This is a genomic window from Metabacillus sp. B2-18 (assembly GCF_021117275.1).
GTDB lineage: Bacteria > Bacillota > Bacilli > Bacillales > Bacillaceae > Metabacillus.
The window spans coordinates 2,124,462-2,138,863 of record NZ_CP088245.1; the positions used below are offsets into that span (position 1 = coordinate 2,124,462).

Below are 14,402 nucleotides of genomic sequence, written 5' to 3' on the forward strand. Positions count from 1 at the left end.
TGTTTCTTTGGTATCCTTAGTTTTTCGTTATCATTTCAGATACCTTTTGTTTTACTTCTTCTATATTTTTCATTTTGTTTTCCCAACATGCTTGACTAAGATCAACAGGATATTCCTCAGGATGTAAAGCACGCTTATATTCATCCCAAAGTAACTCTAAATTTTCAATTGTATAGTTTTGCATTTCTTTAAGGGATGGAGTCTCATACACAAGTTTTCCGTTATCAAAGATCTTATGATGAAGCTCCTTTGCTTCAAAGTTTGTAACAAATTTACTTACGAATGTATGAATAGGGTGGAACATTTTTAACTTTTCTTCATTTTCCGGTTGTTCATGTTGGAGTGTAATATAGTCTCCTTCAGATTTATGATTTAATGTATTGATTATTCGATACACCTTTTTAAGACCTGGAGTTGATACCTTTTCTGGGTTGCCACTTATTTTTATCGTATCAACCATTTGCCCGTTTTCATCCTCAATTGAAGCAAGTTTATAAACTGCACCTAGAGCAGGTTGGTCAAAGGCAGTAATTAGTTTTGTACCAATTCCCCAAATATCAATTTTTGCTCCTTGAGATTTAAGGTTTATGATTGTTGATTCATCTAAATCATTAGAAGCAATAATTTTTGTAGAATGGAAACCAGCTTTGTCAAGCATCTTTCTTGCTTCTTTTGAAAGGTAGGCAAGATCACCGCTATCAAGACGGATTCCTTTGAACTCAATTTGATCTCCTAGTTCTTTTGCAACTTTAATAGCATTCGGAACTCCCGACTTTAATGTATCGTAAGTATCCACCAAGAAAACACATTCTTTATGTCTTCGGGCATATTTATGGAAGGCGATGTATTCATCTTTATAAGCTTGAACAAACGCATGTGCGTGCGTACCTGAAACAGGTATTCCAAAAAGTTTACCAGCTCTTACATTTGAAGTGGCATTAAAACCGCCTATAAACGCTGCTCTTGTTCCCCAAATAGCTGCATCTAATTCATGAGCACGACGTGTACCGAACTCCATTACCGTGTCATCACCGGCAACATGCTTGATCCGAGCTGCTTTTGTAGCAATTAAAGTCTGGTAGTTTACGATGTTTAAGAGGGCAGTTTCAATCAATTGAGCCTCAGCTAAAGGAGCCTCAACTCGAATGATTGGTTCATTGCCAAACACCATCTCTCCTTCTTTAACGGAATAAACATTGCCAGTGAAACGAAGCTGACTTAAATAATCTAAAAAGTCATCCTTGTACCCTAACTCATCACGTAAATAAGTAATATCAGTTTGAGAAAATGAAAATTGCTCCAAGTACTGAATGATTCTTTCTAAACCAGCAAAAATACCAAATCCATTTCCAAAAGGCAGTTTTCTAAAGTATACTTCAAAAACAGCTTTTCGCTGATGAATGGAATCTTCCCAATAAGATTCAGCCATGTTAATTTGATAAAGATCCGTATGTAGTGCTAAACTATCATCATCATTATACGTGTTCATTTTTTGTCCTCCAGTGTAAGTTCAATTTTTCACAAAGGCCGGTATATACGGCAAAGGAGGGATTATCATATCGAATTATTAGGTTCATGGTTGTGTATAATTCTATAGAACTTTTGCATTTAAACAGGAAGAAAAATGCTGTAACGCCCAGTCATGACCTTGTTGATTAAAGCTAGCAACAGCTTCTTTATATACAACAATTGAAAATCCCTTATTATAAGCATCAACTGCTGTGTGTAATATACAAATATCCGTACATACACCAACTAAGTGAAGCTCCGTTATTCCACGTTCCTTAAGTTTAATTTCCAGATCAGTGCCGGCAAAAGCACTGTAACGCGTTTTGTCCATCCAATAAACATTTAGATTATCTTTATTTGTTATGTATAATTCTTGTAGTTTTCCATATAAGTGTCTGCCTTCTGTATGACGAATATTATGTGGTGGAAATAATTTTGTTTCTGGATGGAAATGATCATCTTTTTCATGTAAATCAACTGCAAATACAACAAATTCATCGTTATGAATAAATTGTTCTGTTAAATCGACAAGTTTAGTTTCAATGTCTTGACCAGGTTGACCACATGTTAATGCCCCATGATCTGCGATAAAGTCAACTGTGTAATCAATGGCAACTAAAGCTCTTTTCATGGTTAATACCCCCTTCATAGTATGAAAAACAGCACAAGTTGTAAATGTTTCAGCAAGGAAAGTTTGTCACTTATACTTATCATAAGTATATCAATTTAACCAGCAAATGATTATGTTTAATTTTACACAATCTCTACAATTTAGCAAATAAGGGAAATGAAGAGGAGAGGATAAAAATAACCAGTACAATCAGGTACTGGTTATTTTTATTTTTGAGACAAAGATTTTACGATTACACTTAGTTATCCTAATAAAGGTTCTTGGCTGGAGTAATGTGCAACAAGTTAAAAGGTGAAGAAAAAAATCGTTATTTGATTTAATAGCGACCGTTACGAAATTAACTCACTTATCTTCTATTGAAAAGATTAATTTATTATTCGATGGATCTCTTACAATAAAATCATTTTGTTGCTGTGTAAAATTTGTTCCGAAAGTTTCTAATCTTGTCAGAGCTGATTGTCTTGTTTCTTCATTTGGAAACAATAAGGTAAATGATTTCATACCTAATTCATTTTCTAATGGAGAAGGGCTTCCTGCACTATGCCAAGTATTTAAACCAATATGATGATGATATCCGCCGGTTGAAATAAACAAGGCTTGTAATCCATAGCGGTTTACTACATTAAACCCAATTAAACGATAAAAGTCCTCTGATTTCTTAATATTTGAAACTTGTAAATGTATATGTCCCATAATCGTTTTGGGTGAAATTTTCATAAAAGGTACCTCACTTTTTTCTAATAACAGACTTTGTGCATCTAAACGATTTGTTGCCATTTCAATCGTTCCGTCAACCTTTTTCCAGTTATCTTGTGAGCGGTCAGCATACAATTCAATACCATTGTTATCGGGATCTGCTAAATAAATGGCTTCACTAACAAGATGATCTGATGCACCTTGAAGTGGGTATCTTGAATGTATTAAATGGTAAAATACATTCGCTAACTCTGTTCGGTTAGGAAGGACAAGAGCAAGGTGATATAATCCAGTTTTCCTGCCGGAATTAGCAATGGCTGAATCAACTTCTTCTATAGTAATTAACGGTTTAACTCCATCTGCAGTTAGAGACACCACTTTTTCTGATGTATTAAGAACAGATAAGCCGATCATTTTTTTATAAAATGAAAGAGACTGTTCCAAGTCGCTAACCTTTAAATGGACATGTGACACATAAATATTAGGCGGTGTATGAAAGTTCATTAATATTCCTCCATAAATATACTTACTTTTTGTAAGTAAGTATATTGTTCATTAAGATAAAACGTCAAGCAAAATACATTAGGTAGATATGAGTTTTGAGTTATTAGTTAATATGTATAAATATTAGTTTTTTATTACATAAAATACCTCTTCAGTTTCTTGAAATGTATAAAAATAGTAATCTTTATAAGAAAATAACATGTAAGCGGTTACCTATAAAATTTTATAAAAATACAGAAAATTTAACGGAAAAACTCTTGTCAAAATATGAATCTTTAAATATAATAAAGTCATGTTATAAAAAACGACATAGAAATGAGAGGTTATCTAACATGAGTGAAGCGGTTATTTCAAAAGGTAAAAATGAGACGGAAATTCTTGCGCAAATTAAAGAAATCATTAGCTCGAAAAGTGTAGAGCTTATCCATCTACAATTCGTAGATATAGAGGGTATTTTAAAAAGCGTTACTGTAACGGTTGAGCAATTTGATGATGTTGTTGCAGGGAAACAAATGTTTGACGGTTCATCTGTAAAAGGTTTCTCTCCAATTAATAAGTCAGACTTATACTTACAACCAGATTTAACAACTTTTGCAGTATTACCATGGTCTGTTGAAGAAGGTTACTCAGAAGCACGTTTCCTTTGTTCAGCTGTGAACCCAGACGGAACTCTTTTCGAAGGTGATACACGAAATGTGTTAAAAAAGACTGTTGATCGTGCAGCGGACAAAGGCTACACAATCTCAGTTGGTCCAGAATTAGAATTCTTCTTATTTAAAACAGATGCGGATGGAAATCCAACTCAACAATTAGATGATAACGGTGGTTATTTTGAGCCATCACCAAAAGACCTAGGTGAGCGTGTACGTTTAGAAATCTATCGTGCATTAAAAGCAATGGGCTTCACGATTGAAGCATCTCACCACGAAGTTGCGGAAGGTCAACATGAAATCAACTTCAAATATGCTGATGCTTTAGGTGCAGCTGATTTATCTACAACTTATAAATGGGTTGTTAAAACAATTGCTCAAAAGTTTGGTTTACACGCAACATTTATGCCAAAACCTGTTTTCGGTATTAATGGTTCAGGAATGCACGTTAACATGTCATTTTTCAAAGATGGAGAAAATGCATTCTATAATGAAGCTGATGAATTACAATTATCAGATGAAGCATATTCATTTATCGCTGGATTAGTTGATAATGCTAAGAATATTGTTGCTGTTACAAATCCACTAGTAAACTCTTACAAGCGTTTAGTTCCAGGATATGAAGCACCTTGCTATATTGCATGGTCTGCATCTAACCGATCAGCTTTAATCCGTATTCCAGCTAAAAAAGGTATGGCAACTCGCGTAGAGCTTCGTTGTCCAGATCCATCTGCAAACCCATACTTAACATTCGCGATTATCGCATCTGCTGGTTTAGAAGGAATTGAAAAAGGCTTAAAGGCTCCAGCTTCTATCAATGAGGATATCTTCCACATGACAGAAGAGCGTCGTGAAGAATTGGGTATTGAAAATCTTCCGGGAAGCCTAGAAAAAGCAATTGCAGAATTACAAAACGGAGAAATTGGCCGTAAAACATTAGGTGAGCACGTATACGGTGAATACCTATCTGCTAAAAAAGCAGAATGGGATAGCTATCGTACAGCTGTTCACTCTTGGGAAATCGATAACTATCAATCTAAATTTTAATATAAGCTGTTGTAAAAAGCCGGGTGAGGCATCACCTGGCTTTTTTGCATTTTTTGTAGTCCTGTCACTACTCGGTTTTTGTCGAGTTTTGTAAAATGGGAGGGTGGAAATAAAGTTTAGTTCCGGTAAACATTTTAAGTTAGAAGGAATGTTTACTTTTTAATAGAATACTAAGTGTGTGTTTTAATAAGAGGATGGTTCATTACTGTAATTTTGTAATAATAATATTATGTAAACCCGAAATTATTAGGATGATGAATTATTAGGAGAACTTCCATATAGCTTTATTCATCCAGATGATATTTCTTTTGTGGAAAAAAAACATAAAACTCTATTAGAGAGTAAACAGCCTGTGTTAGCTACTTATCGCTTCAGACATAAAGATGGAACTTATATTTGGGTGGAGTCTAACTTAAGATCTGTAATAGATGAGCAAACTGGTAAGATTACGGGTATGATTGCAATTTCAAGAGATATTAGAAGTAGGCTTGAACAAGATAAACTTCTACATAGATCAGAAAAAATGGCTGTTGTTGGACAACTTGCTGCGGCTGTAGCACATGAAATTCGTAACCCGTTAACATCAGTAAAAGGTTTTATTCAACTTTTTTCTGAAACGAAACAATGTAATGAAGAATACATGAATATTGTTCTTAATGAGCTAGATCGTGTTGAAGATATTATTTTTGAATTTTTAACTCTAGCACGTTCACACCAAGAGAAAATGGAAACGATAAAGATTGATGAGTTATTGAAACAAGTCATTCAATTGTTACAAACTCAGGCCATACTAGTTAATAAAGAAATAAATTTTTTGGTTGAATCGAACATCCCTCCCGTAGAAGGAGATTCCAACAAGTTAAAACAGGTTTTTTTTAATATTATACAAAATGCTCTGGATGCGATTGATGAGAAAGGTGTTGTTTTTGTTAGGCTCTATTCGAACGATTCCCGAGTATGCATGGAATTTATTGATAATGGTTGTGGAATTCCCGAGAGCCGACTTGAAAGTGTAGGTGAGCCCTTTTATTCAACAAAAGAAAAGGGGACTGGAATGGGGTTAATGACCAGCTATAAAATTATTGAAAACCATAAAGGGAAGATTGATATTGATTCAACTGTCGGAGAAGGAACAAAAGTAAGTGTTTCGCTACCTTTATCATGATCCTGAATTTGAAATAGAGAGAGGTGCTTCTCATGTTTTATGTTGTTTTGGATTTAGGGTGTGCAGAGTGTGGAGAAAGCTCGAATGTCCTTGGTATTTTTACAAGTTTGGATAAAGCAAAAGCTGCTAGAGATGAATACAAAGAATTGAATTCTTTAGATGAGTATTCAGATCATGAATTTTTTATATATAAAATTGATGAGCTAGATAAAATTTTTAACAATAGTTTTGAACATCTTGTGGAATAAGAAACAATTGTCCTTCTTAATCATATACTGATTGAAAAAGGGGAATGTAAGATGGTGAAATATTATTGCTCCAGATGCATGTTGTTAAATGATGAGAGTAGTTGTTGTATGAAATGCGGGAATTTAGAATTAAAACATTTAACAATTAGTGTTCAAAATCAAAAAGGCAAGAAAGAGTAGAAATTTCCAAATATACCTTTCTTATATACATTTAAGGGTTCTCCTAATTAAGGGGAACCTTTTTATTGTACTCTAAAGAAAGGATGGAAATGGCTGATAATAGGGAGCGTTTACAAATGCATCAGCCAAGGATGTTTATACAATTAGAGGAAATGTCAGAATCTGAGGTTTTTGAAATTTTTATTTCTAGCACTCCATTCGTAAATGTTGCTGAAATTTTTTTTTGTTCAATTCTATAAGGGAGAACAATTTTTCTAGTTACTTCATTATATTCTTGTTTTTCTGCTTCATTATCCTTTAACACATGAATTAAAATCTGTTCTTGGCAAACCTGTATGTTGATGTTTTCTTTTTTTATTTTCTCTCCAAGTTCGCCCTCGACAATAAAATAATCACTTGTCTCAAATAAATCAACTCTAAATGTGTGCTCATCCAGCAAGCTTGTAAACGGATCAGTAAAAAATTGAGTCATCCATTCTTCTATACCTTTAATGTTCATTGGATTAGAACACTTTCTAATATTCATGTTTATTGACCTCCATAGACGTTGCGTACATTATAAAACATAGGTCCCCTTAACCTTTAAATTATTCACAAAGTGATTTTTGGTGAAGGGGAATTGTCTAATGGATATCTAAAATAAGTAAAACGAGGAAATAAAAAAGGAATGGGAAGACCCATTCCTTTTACATATCATGCCCTTGATTATTCTTTTGACGAGTATGGTTTGCATTTTTTACCTTTTTAGAACCGTCTAATGGTTCAGGTTGGCCTGGATTGTTACCTTTTGGAGCATTTTTGCGAATATCTTTTCCTGTATTTTTGTTCGTCATCAATATCCCTCCTCTTGATATATATCATGAGTCAAATGTTGCAAAAAAATGCTGAACAAATATGAATAAATTCCAGTTAATATCACATCCTAATATATGGTTTAAATATGATAACTGAAAGGAATGTGAAATTATGCCATATAATAAGGATAAGCAACAATCGTTTCAAGCCGCGCAACAGGGAGCTGAGGAAGCTTTTGATGTTTATGATAATCTTGTAAAAGACGGTGCTGACTACGGACATCAATTGAAGCATTTAGCAGAAGAAGTAAACGAGGCTTATCAGCAAATAAATAATGCACTGGAAAATGCTTCGGAAACACAAAGAAATAGACTAGAACAATATCAGCGAGATCTTCAACAAATTGTTCAAGAAGTAAATCAAACAGAACATTAAAAAACGACGGTGATTCCGTCGTTTTTTGTTGTCGTATAAGAAAAATTATTGATTTTTCTTTCTCTTCTTATTGTTCTGTCTTTGTGCAGCAGTTAAAGGCTCATTTTGAAGTTCTTCATTGTATCCAGTGCCAACTCCTTGAGCGCTTGCATCATTCATACCCATTCTAACATGATTTGCTTTACGTTTAGCCATTACTTCCTTCACCTCCCGATAAAATTAGCTTGTCACATTTGATAAAATTGCATGCAAGGTCAGTGACAGGTAAAAAAATTACAGAAAAAATATTTAAAAAAATTTAAAGTTACTATACTATTTCCCTCAAAATTTGATATAGTAAAAAAGTAAAACTAGTACGCTTTCATAAGATTAACTTATACATATCAATCACATCATTGTTATTTACTTATGTTACTAGTTGTATTAATATTAAATTGTGAAAATTATTAAAAATGGGGTAACATCCTTCGACAAGAGTCGATCCTTGATCTTACTAAGGGGGAGAATTAATGACTTATCAAGTGACTACAAAAAACGATGTTTTCCAATCACGTAAAAATTTTACGGTTGATGGAAAGACCTACAACTACTATTCTTTACAAGCATTAGAAGATGCTGGAATTGGTAACGTTTCACGATTACCATATTCGGTTAAAGTTCTTTTAGAATCTGTGCTACGTCAAGTAGATGGAAGAGTGATTACAAAAGAACATGTTGAAAACTTAGCGAAGTGGGGAACAAGCGAACTTAAAGATATCGATGTTCCATTCAAGCCGTCTCGTGTTATCCTTCAAGATTTCACTGGTGTACCAGCAGTTGTTGACTTAGCTTCATTACGAAAAGCTATGGCTGATATGGGTGGAGATCCTGATAAGATTAATCCAGAGATTCCAGTAGACTTAGTAATTGACCACTCTGTACAGGTTGACCGCGCTGGAACTCCTGATGCACTTCAATTCAACATGGATCTTGAATTTGAACGTAATGCTGAGCGTTATAAGTTCTTAAGCTGGGCAAAAAAATCATTTGACAACTACCGTGCTGTACCTCCTGCTACAGGTATCGTACACCAAGTTAACTTAGAGTACTTAGCGAATGTTGTTCATGCTGTACAAAATGAAGATGGTGAATTTGAATCTTTCCCAGATTCATTAGTTGGTACTGACTCTCATACAACAATGATCAATGGTATCGGGGTTCTTGGATGGGGTGTTGGTGGTATCGAAGCGGAAGCTGGTATGCTAGGACAACCATCATATTTCCCAGTGCCTGAAGTAATTGGTGTTAAACTAACTGGTGAACTTCCAAACGGTACAACTGCTACTGACTTAGCGTTAAAAGTAACTCAAGTTTTACGTCAACAAGGTGTTGTTGGTAAATTCGTTGAGTTCTTTGGTCCTGGTGTAGCACAATTACCACTTGCAGATCGTGCAACAATTGCAAACATGGCCCCTGAATATGGCGCTACTTGTGGTTTCTTCCCAGTTGATGAGGAAGCTCTAAACTACATGCGTTTAACTGGTCGTGATGAAGAGCAGATTAAAGTAGTTGGCGAATACTGTAAAGCGAATGGATTATTCTTTACACCTGAAAATGAAGATCCAATCTTCACTAAGGTTGTTGAAATTGACCTTACTGAAATCGAAGCCAATCTTTCTGGTCCTAAGCGTCCACAAGATTTAATTCCACTTTCAGCGATGAAAGAAAAATTCCACGAGCATTTAGTAGCTCCAGCTGGAAACCAAGGATTCGGATTAGAAAAATCTGAACTTGACAAAGAAATCACTGTGAAATTCAAAAATGGTGATGAAACAAGCATGAAAACTGGTGCCATTGCAATTGCTGCGATCACTAGTTGTACAAATACATCAAACCCTTACGTACTAGTAGCTGCAGGTCTTGTTGCGAAAAAAGCAACAGAATTAGGCTTAGAAGTTCCTAAATATGTAAAAACATCATTAGCTCCAGGTTCTAAAGTTGTTACAGGTTACCTGGAAAATTCTGGATTACTTCCACACCTAGAGCAACTTGGTTTTAACACAGTTGGTTATGGTTGTACAACATGTATCGGTAACTCAGGTCCACTTGCTGATGAAATCGAAGAAGCTGTAGCTGCTAACGATTTATTAGTAACATCTGTACTATCTGGTAACCGTAACTTTGAAGGTCGTATTCACCCGCTAGTAAAAGGAAACTACCTTGCATCACCACCATTAGTTGTGGCTTATGCATTAGCAGGTACTGTTGATATCGATCTACAAAACGATTCACTAGGTAAAGACAAAGACGGTAAAGATGTATACTTTAACGACATCTGGCCAACTACAAATGAAATTAATGAAGTTGTTAATAAGACTGTAACTCCTGAACTATTTAGAAAAGAATATGATCAAGTATTCGATGATAACGAACGTTGGAATGCAATCGAAACAACTGACGAAGCTTTATATGTATGGGATGATTCATCAACATACATCCAAAACCCTCCATTCTTTGAAGGTTTAGAAGCTGAGGCAGGAAAAGTAGAAACGCTAAAAGGTTTACGTGTTGTTGCTAAATTTGGTGATTCTGTAACAACAGATCACATTTCTCCTGCTGGTTCTATCGGTAAAGATACACCTGCTGGTCGTTACCTACAAGAGAATGGTGTAACACCAAGAGAATTTAACTCTTATGGTTCACGTCGTGGTAACCACGAAGTTATGATGAGAGGTACATTTGCAAACATTCGTATTAAAAACCAAATCGCTCCTGGTACTGAAGGTGGATATACGACTTACTGGCCAACTGGCGAAGTTAAATCAATCTATGATGCATGCATGGATTACAAACAAGATGGTACAGGACTTGTTGTTTTAGCTGGTAATGATTACGGAATGGGAAGCTCACGTGACTGGGCAGCTAAAGGTACAAACCTTCTTGGAATTAAAACAGTTATTGCACAAAGCTTCGAGCGTATTCACCGTAGTAACCTAGTGCTAATGGGTGTTCTTCCTCTTCAATTCAAAGAAGGAGAAAGTGCTGAATCATTAGGCTTATCTGGTAAAGAAACAATTGAAGTTGAAATTGATGAAAATGTTAAACCACGTGATTTTGTTAAAGTTACTGCTACTGATGAAGCTGGTAATAAGAAGGAATTTGAAGTATTAGTTCGTTTCGATAGTGAAGTTGAAATTGACTACTATCGTCATGGCGGAATTCTTCAAATGGTATTACGTGATAAGTTGAAAGGCTAATTATGATTAGTAATGAAAAGGGAACGGTTATCCGTTCCCTTTTTGTATGTGCTCCCAAAATGGTGCTTAGACTACAAGCCCACGTTATTCATCGTTATCTTTGTCTAAAATCTGAAACTTGTCGATTATACATTGTCCTATAAGAAAATCCATGCTTAAATAAGAAGGGATATAGTCATTAAGGAGATCTTTATTCATGTATGATGCTTTACAGCTGGGTCCATTTACAATTCAACTTTTTTGGATCATCTCATTTTTTTCTTTTCTAGCTACTTACTTTATATTAGATGGGTTATTAAAGGAATCAACAATAAAGAAATTTATGAAACAATATTTTTGGACTGTAGTATTTATCATATTTATTACATATAAATTTAGTGTTGTCCTATTTCAACCTCATCTATTGTTAACATTTCGATGGTTTTTCCTTACTGGGGGAAAAAGTGGGATATATTTAGGTTTATGTCTATCACTAATATTTTTAGTATGGAATATGGTTAGAGAAAGAATAGTAATCAAACACTTTGTATTTGGACTTATTATACTGACAACGGTCTTTCTAGGGACCTTTTTACTAGTAAAATTAATTGTATTGTCTGTCATGTAGGAGGTTTTATCATCTTGAAAAAGATTTTAGCAGTATCCATTCTGGTTTTTCTTATCGGTTATGCCATATATTTTGCAATTAATCCTAATACGGCTAAAGAAGGTGTAACAGAAGGTAGTGCGGCACCTAACTTTGAATTATCTACCCTTAACGGTGAATCAATGAGCTTAGAGAGTTTAAAGGGAAAGAAAGTTATCCTTAATTTCTGGGCAACGTGGTGTCCTCCTTGTCGTTCAGAAATGCCGGACATGCAAAAAATACAGGATGAACACGATGGGGACGTCGTTGTCGTCGCAGTAAACTTAACTAGCTCAGAAAGCAGTGTCAAGACAGTCGAAGACTTTGTAAATGAATTAGAACTAACTTTTCCAGTTTTACTAGATGAAAAAGGAAAAATTAATAATCAATTTGAAGTTTTATCTTATCCAACATCTTATTTTCTTGATGAAGATGGCGTGATTAGAACAAAATTTGTTGGAGCAATGACGTACGACCAGATGAATGATTTATTAGATGATTTATAAACCGAGAATAGATCTCGGTTTTTTATTTTTCCTAAATTTTAAAATTATCATTATCATCGCACTTTCAAATATTTTCTAAATATTGTGTTAAAAAATCAGAAAATTGGGTAACCTTCTTATATACAATACGGAGGTGATTGGCAACATGAGGAAAAGTAAAAAGAAATCGTTTGAGGAATTAGTAAAAGAAAATAAACAGCAATTGTTAAAAGATCGTGAAGCGCTTGAATTATTAGAAGAACGCTGGGAGCAGAGGATGTTAAAGAAACTTGATTAAGTTATGTACAATAAAAGTGTTTTTTTCGTTCACTTTTAACAAGCTTTTCTAGTCATTAATTGTCACGACAAAGGGTAATCTACTCTTTGAGGAGGCGATAATAATGGGAAAAAATCAACAAGCACATCTTAATCCTTCACATATTGGAATGAAGTCTAGAGGATTTGGTAATAACAAAGGAAAACAAATGCAAGATAAATCCGGAGAACATGCCCAAGTTATCCAAACGAAGGGTGAATAAGAACAAAAACGTGTTTAAAAACTCCTTCAATAAAGCAGACTAACATTGTTTCTTTGCTTCAAGCATTGAATAACAACGATGAAAGGAAGGATACACGATGACAAAACATAACAAACCTAATCCAGATGACCGTTCTGATAACGTAGAGAAATTACAGAGCATGGTGCAAAACACAATTGAAAATATTGAGGAAGCACAAGATTCCATGCAATTTGCAAATCAAGAGGAACGTGAACGCATTGAAGCTAAGAATCATCGTCGTGAAGAAAGCATTAATGCAATGCGTAATGAAATTAAAGATGAAGCACAAGCACGTGAAAATGGATATCGCTACGATCAATAAATAAATCAGGCTTTATGCCTGGTTTATTTTTTACGTTTTTTTCTGTGTTTTGATAGTCTTTATTAGACATACTTTGTTGTTAAAGATATGATAATAATGGAAAACACTAATAAAATGGGCAATGGCGATAGCAAGGAGAGCGGATTAGATGCATGTAACAAAAGCGGAAATAGAAGTTAGATATGCAGAAACAGATCAAATGGGTGTAGTTTACCATGCAAATTATCTTATTTGGATGGAAGTGGGGAGAACAAAGTTAATTCAGGATTTAGGGTTTTCATACGCAGGTATGGAAGATCAAGGAATTATTTCACCAGTCATTGATCTAGACATTTCTTATAAAAAACCATTAAGATATGGTGAAACAGCTACAATACATACATGGATTGAAGAATATAATGGCATAAAAAGTGTATATGGATACGAAATATATACTCCATCAGGGGATCTAGCAGTTCAAGCAAAATCAAGCCATGTTTGTGTACAGAAGGACACCTTTAGACCAGTAAAGTTTCGTAAATTATTCCCAGAATGGCATGAAGCCTACGAAAAGGCAAAAAGATAATGGCTTTTGGTATTTCCCGTTCTGAATTAACGAGATGGAAAGAAGAGGTTGAAAAAGGGGAAATCTCATTTTTAACACACTTCTGGCTTGATGAACGATTTCCTACCATTCATTGCGTAACCAAAGTTGGATGTTCCGACATTAACAAGCTAAAAAATTGGGGAGCTTCTTTTGGATTAAAAAAGGAATGGATTCACTTTTATAAAGAATATCCTCATTTTGATATTATGGGGGAAACCCAATTAAGAATTTTAAAACATTATGGACTAAACGATCATATAGTGCGTTTTAAATTATCGTAAAACAAAGGGTCAAAGTATTTTTGACCCTTTGTCATTTTTTTAGCTATAGTGAAAAACAGGTTCATCAGCTTTTTCATCTAAAACAACATCTAAATCATGATCATCAAAATACCATAAATCTCTATTTTCAACATAAAACGTTATACCTTGACTCTCAACACTTGAACCAATTTCCTCAGGCTCTTGTTTGACGACTCCTAGTGAGAAGCCTTTCTGAACATTGCTACATCCGCCATATCGCACAAAAAAGTGAACTTTATCACCTTTTTGAAGTTGCAATTCATTTATATACCAGCTTACGGCTTTATCTTCTATTGTAATCTTCATCATCAACACTCCTTTTTCACCTACAAAATGCACTTATTATTATAAACTAGAAAAGATAATAGAGCTAATAATCGTGTTTAAGTTTACAAATAATCATGATTAAGTAAGAAAGACCAATCT

General features: G+C 34.5%; 19 protein-coding genes and 1 pseudogene. 13 read left to right on the forward strand and 7 right to left on the reverse strand.

Going from position 1 to position 14,402, the window contains the following annotated elements; translation table 11 throughout:
• Window positions 1-16 precede the first annotated feature (16 nt).
• The 3 genes from LPC09_RS10630 to LPC09_RS10640 form a co-directional block, all read right to left on the reverse strand.
• On the reverse strand, window positions 17-1,489 hold the full coding sequence (locus LPC09_RS10630; protein ID WP_098799460.1) for a nicotinate phosphoribosyltransferase: 1,473 nt from the start codon (window positions 1,487-1,489) through the stop codon (window positions 17-19).
• 102 nt (window positions 1,490-1,591) lie between these two features.
• Window positions 1,592-2,140: a cysteine hydrolase family protein gene (locus LPC09_RS10635; protein ID WP_098799459.1), complete on the reverse strand. Its 549-nt coding sequence runs from the start codon at window positions 2,138-2,140 to the stop codon at window positions 1,592-1,594.
• A 342-nt stretch (window positions 2,141-2,482) separates the two neighbouring features.
• Complete coding sequence (locus LPC09_RS10640) at window positions 2,483-3,340, reverse strand: VOC family protein (protein WP_098799458.1); 858 nt, start codon at window positions 3,338-3,340, stop codon at window positions 2,483-2,485.
• Between the two features lie 332 nt (window positions 3,341-3,672).
• Here LPC09_RS10640 and glnA point away from each other — a divergent pair, with 332 nt between their 5' ends.
• From glnA to LPC09_RS10655, 4 genes and pseudogenes are all read left to right on the forward strand, one after another.
• On the forward strand, window positions 3,673-5,037 hold the full coding sequence (gene glnA, locus LPC09_RS10645) for a type I glutamate--ammonia ligase (RefSeq protein ID WP_231309501.1): 1,365 nt from the start codon (window positions 3,673-3,675) through the stop codon (window positions 5,035-5,037).
• 265 nt (window positions 5,038-5,302) lie between these two features.
• A pseudogene (locus LPC09_RS27590) lies at window positions 5,303-5,521 on the forward strand (PAS domain-containing protein); the annotation flags it as partial.
• A 39-nt stretch (window positions 5,522-5,560) separates the two neighbouring features.
• Window positions 5,561-6,202: an ATP-binding protein gene (locus LPC09_RS27340; RefSeq protein ID WP_442920038.1), complete on the forward strand. Its 642-nt coding sequence runs from the start codon at window positions 5,561-5,563 to the stop codon at window positions 6,200-6,202.
• A 32-nt stretch (window positions 6,203-6,234) separates the two neighbouring features.
• Window positions 6,235-6,450, forward strand: coding sequence for a hypothetical protein (locus tag LPC09_RS10655; protein WP_098799455.1), 216 nt, complete (start codon window positions 6,235-6,237; stop codon window positions 6,448-6,450).
• 301 nt (window positions 6,451-6,751) lie between these two features.
• Here LPC09_RS10655 and LPC09_RS10660 read toward each other — a convergent pair whose 3' ends face one another.
• The gene (locus LPC09_RS10660) at window positions 6,752-7,156 is read right to left on the reverse strand and encodes an Hsp20/alpha crystallin family protein (protein ID WP_098799454.1); all 405 of its coding nucleotides are present in this window, start codon (window positions 7,154-7,156) and stop codon (window positions 6,752-6,754) included.
• A gap of 160 nt (window positions 7,157-7,316) precedes the next feature.
• Window positions 7,317-7,463: a small acid-soluble spore protein P gene (locus LPC09_RS10665; RefSeq protein ID WP_098798285.1), complete on the reverse strand. Its 147-nt coding sequence runs from the start codon at window positions 7,461-7,463 to the stop codon at window positions 7,317-7,319.
• Window positions 7,464-7,596: 133 nt separating this feature from the next.
• On the opposite strand from LPC09_RS10665, the gene LPC09_RS10670 reads away from it, so the two are divergent.
• The gene (locus LPC09_RS10670) at window positions 7,597-7,860 is read left to right on the forward strand and encodes a hypothetical protein (protein WP_098798284.1); all 264 of its coding nucleotides are present in this window, start codon (window positions 7,597-7,599) and stop codon (window positions 7,858-7,860) included.
• A 45-nt stretch (window positions 7,861-7,905) separates the two neighbouring features.
• Here the strand turns inward: LPC09_RS10670 and sspO are convergent, their stop codons facing one another.
• Window positions 7,906-8,055, reverse strand: a complete 150-nt coding sequence (gene sspO, locus LPC09_RS10675; RefSeq protein ID WP_098798283.1) for a small acid-soluble spore protein SspO — start codon at window positions 8,053-8,055, stop codon at window positions 7,906-7,908.
• Window positions 8,056-8,369: 314 nt separating this feature from the next.
• Here sspO and acnA point away from each other — a divergent pair, with 314 nt between their 5' ends.
• The 8 genes from acnA to LPC09_RS10715 all read left to right on the forward strand — a co-directional run bounded on the left by acnA (window position 8,370) and on the right by LPC09_RS10715 (window position 13,955).
• Window positions 8,370-11,096 carry an aconitate hydratase AcnA gene (gene acnA / locus LPC09_RS10680; protein ID WP_098798282.1) on the forward strand — a complete coding sequence of 909 codons (2,727 nt, stop codon included), beginning with the start codon at window positions 8,370-8,372 and terminating at the stop codon, window positions 11,094-11,096.
• Window positions 11,097-11,292: 196 nt separating this feature from the next.
• Window positions 11,293-11,703, forward strand: coding sequence for a hypothetical protein (locus tag LPC09_RS10685; RefSeq protein WP_098798281.1), 411 nt, complete (start codon window positions 11,293-11,295; stop codon window positions 11,701-11,703).
• 11 nt (window positions 11,704-11,714) lie between these two features.
• Window positions 11,715-12,227: a TlpA family protein disulfide reductase gene (locus tag LPC09_RS10690; RefSeq protein ID WP_098798280.1), complete on the forward strand. Its 513-nt coding sequence runs from the start codon at window positions 11,715-11,717 to the stop codon at window positions 12,225-12,227.
• A gap of 145 nt (window positions 12,228-12,372) precedes the next feature.
• Window positions 12,373-12,504, forward strand: coding sequence for an FbpB family small basic protein (locus tag LPC09_RS10695; protein WP_098798279.1), 132 nt, complete (start codon window positions 12,373-12,375; stop codon window positions 12,502-12,504).
• A gap of 103 nt (window positions 12,505-12,607) precedes the next feature.
• Window positions 12,608-12,745, forward strand: coding sequence for an acid-soluble spore protein N (locus LPC09_RS10700; RefSeq protein ID WP_098798278.1), 138 nt, complete (start codon window positions 12,608-12,610; stop codon window positions 12,743-12,745).
• A gap of 97 nt (window positions 12,746-12,842) precedes the next feature.
• On the forward strand, window positions 12,843-13,088 hold the full coding sequence (gene tlp, locus LPC09_RS10705; RefSeq protein ID WP_098798277.1) for a small acid-soluble spore protein Tlp: 246 nt from the start codon (window positions 12,843-12,845) through the stop codon (window positions 13,086-13,088).
• Between the two features lie 148 nt (window positions 13,089-13,236).
• Window positions 13,237-13,653, forward strand: coding sequence for a YbgC/FadM family acyl-CoA thioesterase (locus LPC09_RS10710; RefSeq protein WP_098798276.1), 417 nt, complete (start codon window positions 13,237-13,239; stop codon window positions 13,651-13,653).
• The gene (locus LPC09_RS10715; protein WP_098798275.1) at window positions 13,653-13,955 is read left to right on the forward strand and encodes a hypothetical protein; all 303 of its coding nucleotides are present in this window, start codon (window positions 13,653-13,655) and stop codon (window positions 13,953-13,955) included. The genes LPC09_RS10710 and LPC09_RS10715 overlap by 1 nt, the downstream gene beginning before the upstream one ends.
• A 39-nt stretch (window positions 13,956-13,994) precedes the next feature.
• Here LPC09_RS10715 and LPC09_RS10720 read toward each other — a convergent pair whose 3' ends face one another.
• Complete coding sequence (locus LPC09_RS10720) at window positions 13,995-14,282, reverse strand: HesB/YadR/YfhF family protein (protein WP_098798274.1); 288 nt, start codon at window positions 14,280-14,282, stop codon at window positions 13,995-13,997.
• Window positions 14,283-14,402 lie beyond the last annotated feature (120 nt).

Coding starts and splice junctions, on each gene's coding strand:
- LPC09_RS10640 (WP_098799458.1), bottom strand. CDS start 3,340: ATGAACTTTCATACACCGCCTAATATTTATGTGTCACATGTCCATTTA.
- acnA (WP_098798282.1), top strand. CDS start 8,370: ATGACTTATCAAGTGACTACAAAAAACGATGTTTTCCAATCACGTAAA.
- LPC09_RS10670 (WP_098798284.1), top strand. CDS start 7,597: ATGCCATATAATAAGGATAAGCAACAATCGTTTCAAGCCGCGCAACAG.
- LPC09_RS10720 (WP_098798274.1), bottom strand. CDS start 14,282: ATGAAGATTACAATAGAAGATAAAGCCGTAAGCTGGTATATAAATGAA.
- tlp (WP_098798277.1), top strand. CDS start 12,843: ATGACAAAACATAACAAACCTAATCCAGATGACCGTTCTGATAACGTA.
- sspO (WP_098798283.1), bottom strand. CDS start 8,055: ATGGCTAAACGTAAAGCAAATCATGTTAGAATGGGTATGAATGATGCA.
- LPC09_RS10665 (WP_098798285.1), bottom strand. CDS start 7,463: ATGACGAACAAAAATACAGGAAAAGATATTCGCAAAAATGCTCCAAAA.
- LPC09_RS10715 (WP_098798275.1), top strand. CDS start 13,653: ATGGCTTTTGGTATTTCCCGTTCTGAATTAACGAGATGGAAAGAAGAG.
- glnA (WP_231309501.1), top strand. CDS start 3,673: ATGAGTGAAGCGGTTATTTCAAAAGGTAAAAATGAGACGGAAATTCTT.
- LPC09_RS10700 (WP_098798278.1), top strand. CDS start 12,608: ATGGGAAAAAATCAACAAGCACATCTTAATCCTTCACATATTGGAATG.
- LPC09_RS10635 (WP_098799459.1), bottom strand. CDS start 2,140: ATGAAAAGAGCTTTAGTTGCCATTGATTACACAGTTGACTTTATCGCA.
- LPC09_RS10655 (WP_098799455.1), top strand. CDS start 6,235: ATGTTTTATGTTGTTTTGGATTTAGGGTGTGCAGAGTGTGGAGAAAGC.
- LPC09_RS27340 (WP_442920038.1), top strand. CDS start 5,561: ATGGCTGTTGTTGGACAACTTGCTGCGGCTGTAGCACATGAAATTCGT.
- LPC09_RS10685 (WP_098798281.1), top strand. CDS start 11,293: ATGTATGATGCTTTACAGCTGGGTCCATTTACAATTCAACTTTTTTGG.
- LPC09_RS10660 (WP_098799454.1), bottom strand. CDS start 7,156: ATGAATATTAGAAAGTGTTCTAATCCAATGAACATTAAAGGTATAGAA.
- LPC09_RS10710 (WP_098798276.1), top strand. CDS start 13,237: ATGCATGTAACAAAAGCGGAAATAGAAGTTAGATATGCAGAAACAGAT.
- LPC09_RS10630 (WP_098799460.1), bottom strand. CDS start 1,489: ATGAACACGTATAATGATGATGATAGTTTAGCACTACATACGGATCTT.
- LPC09_RS10695 (WP_098798279.1), top strand. CDS start 12,373: ATGAGGAAAAGTAAAAAGAAATCGTTTGAGGAATTAGTAAAAGAAAAT.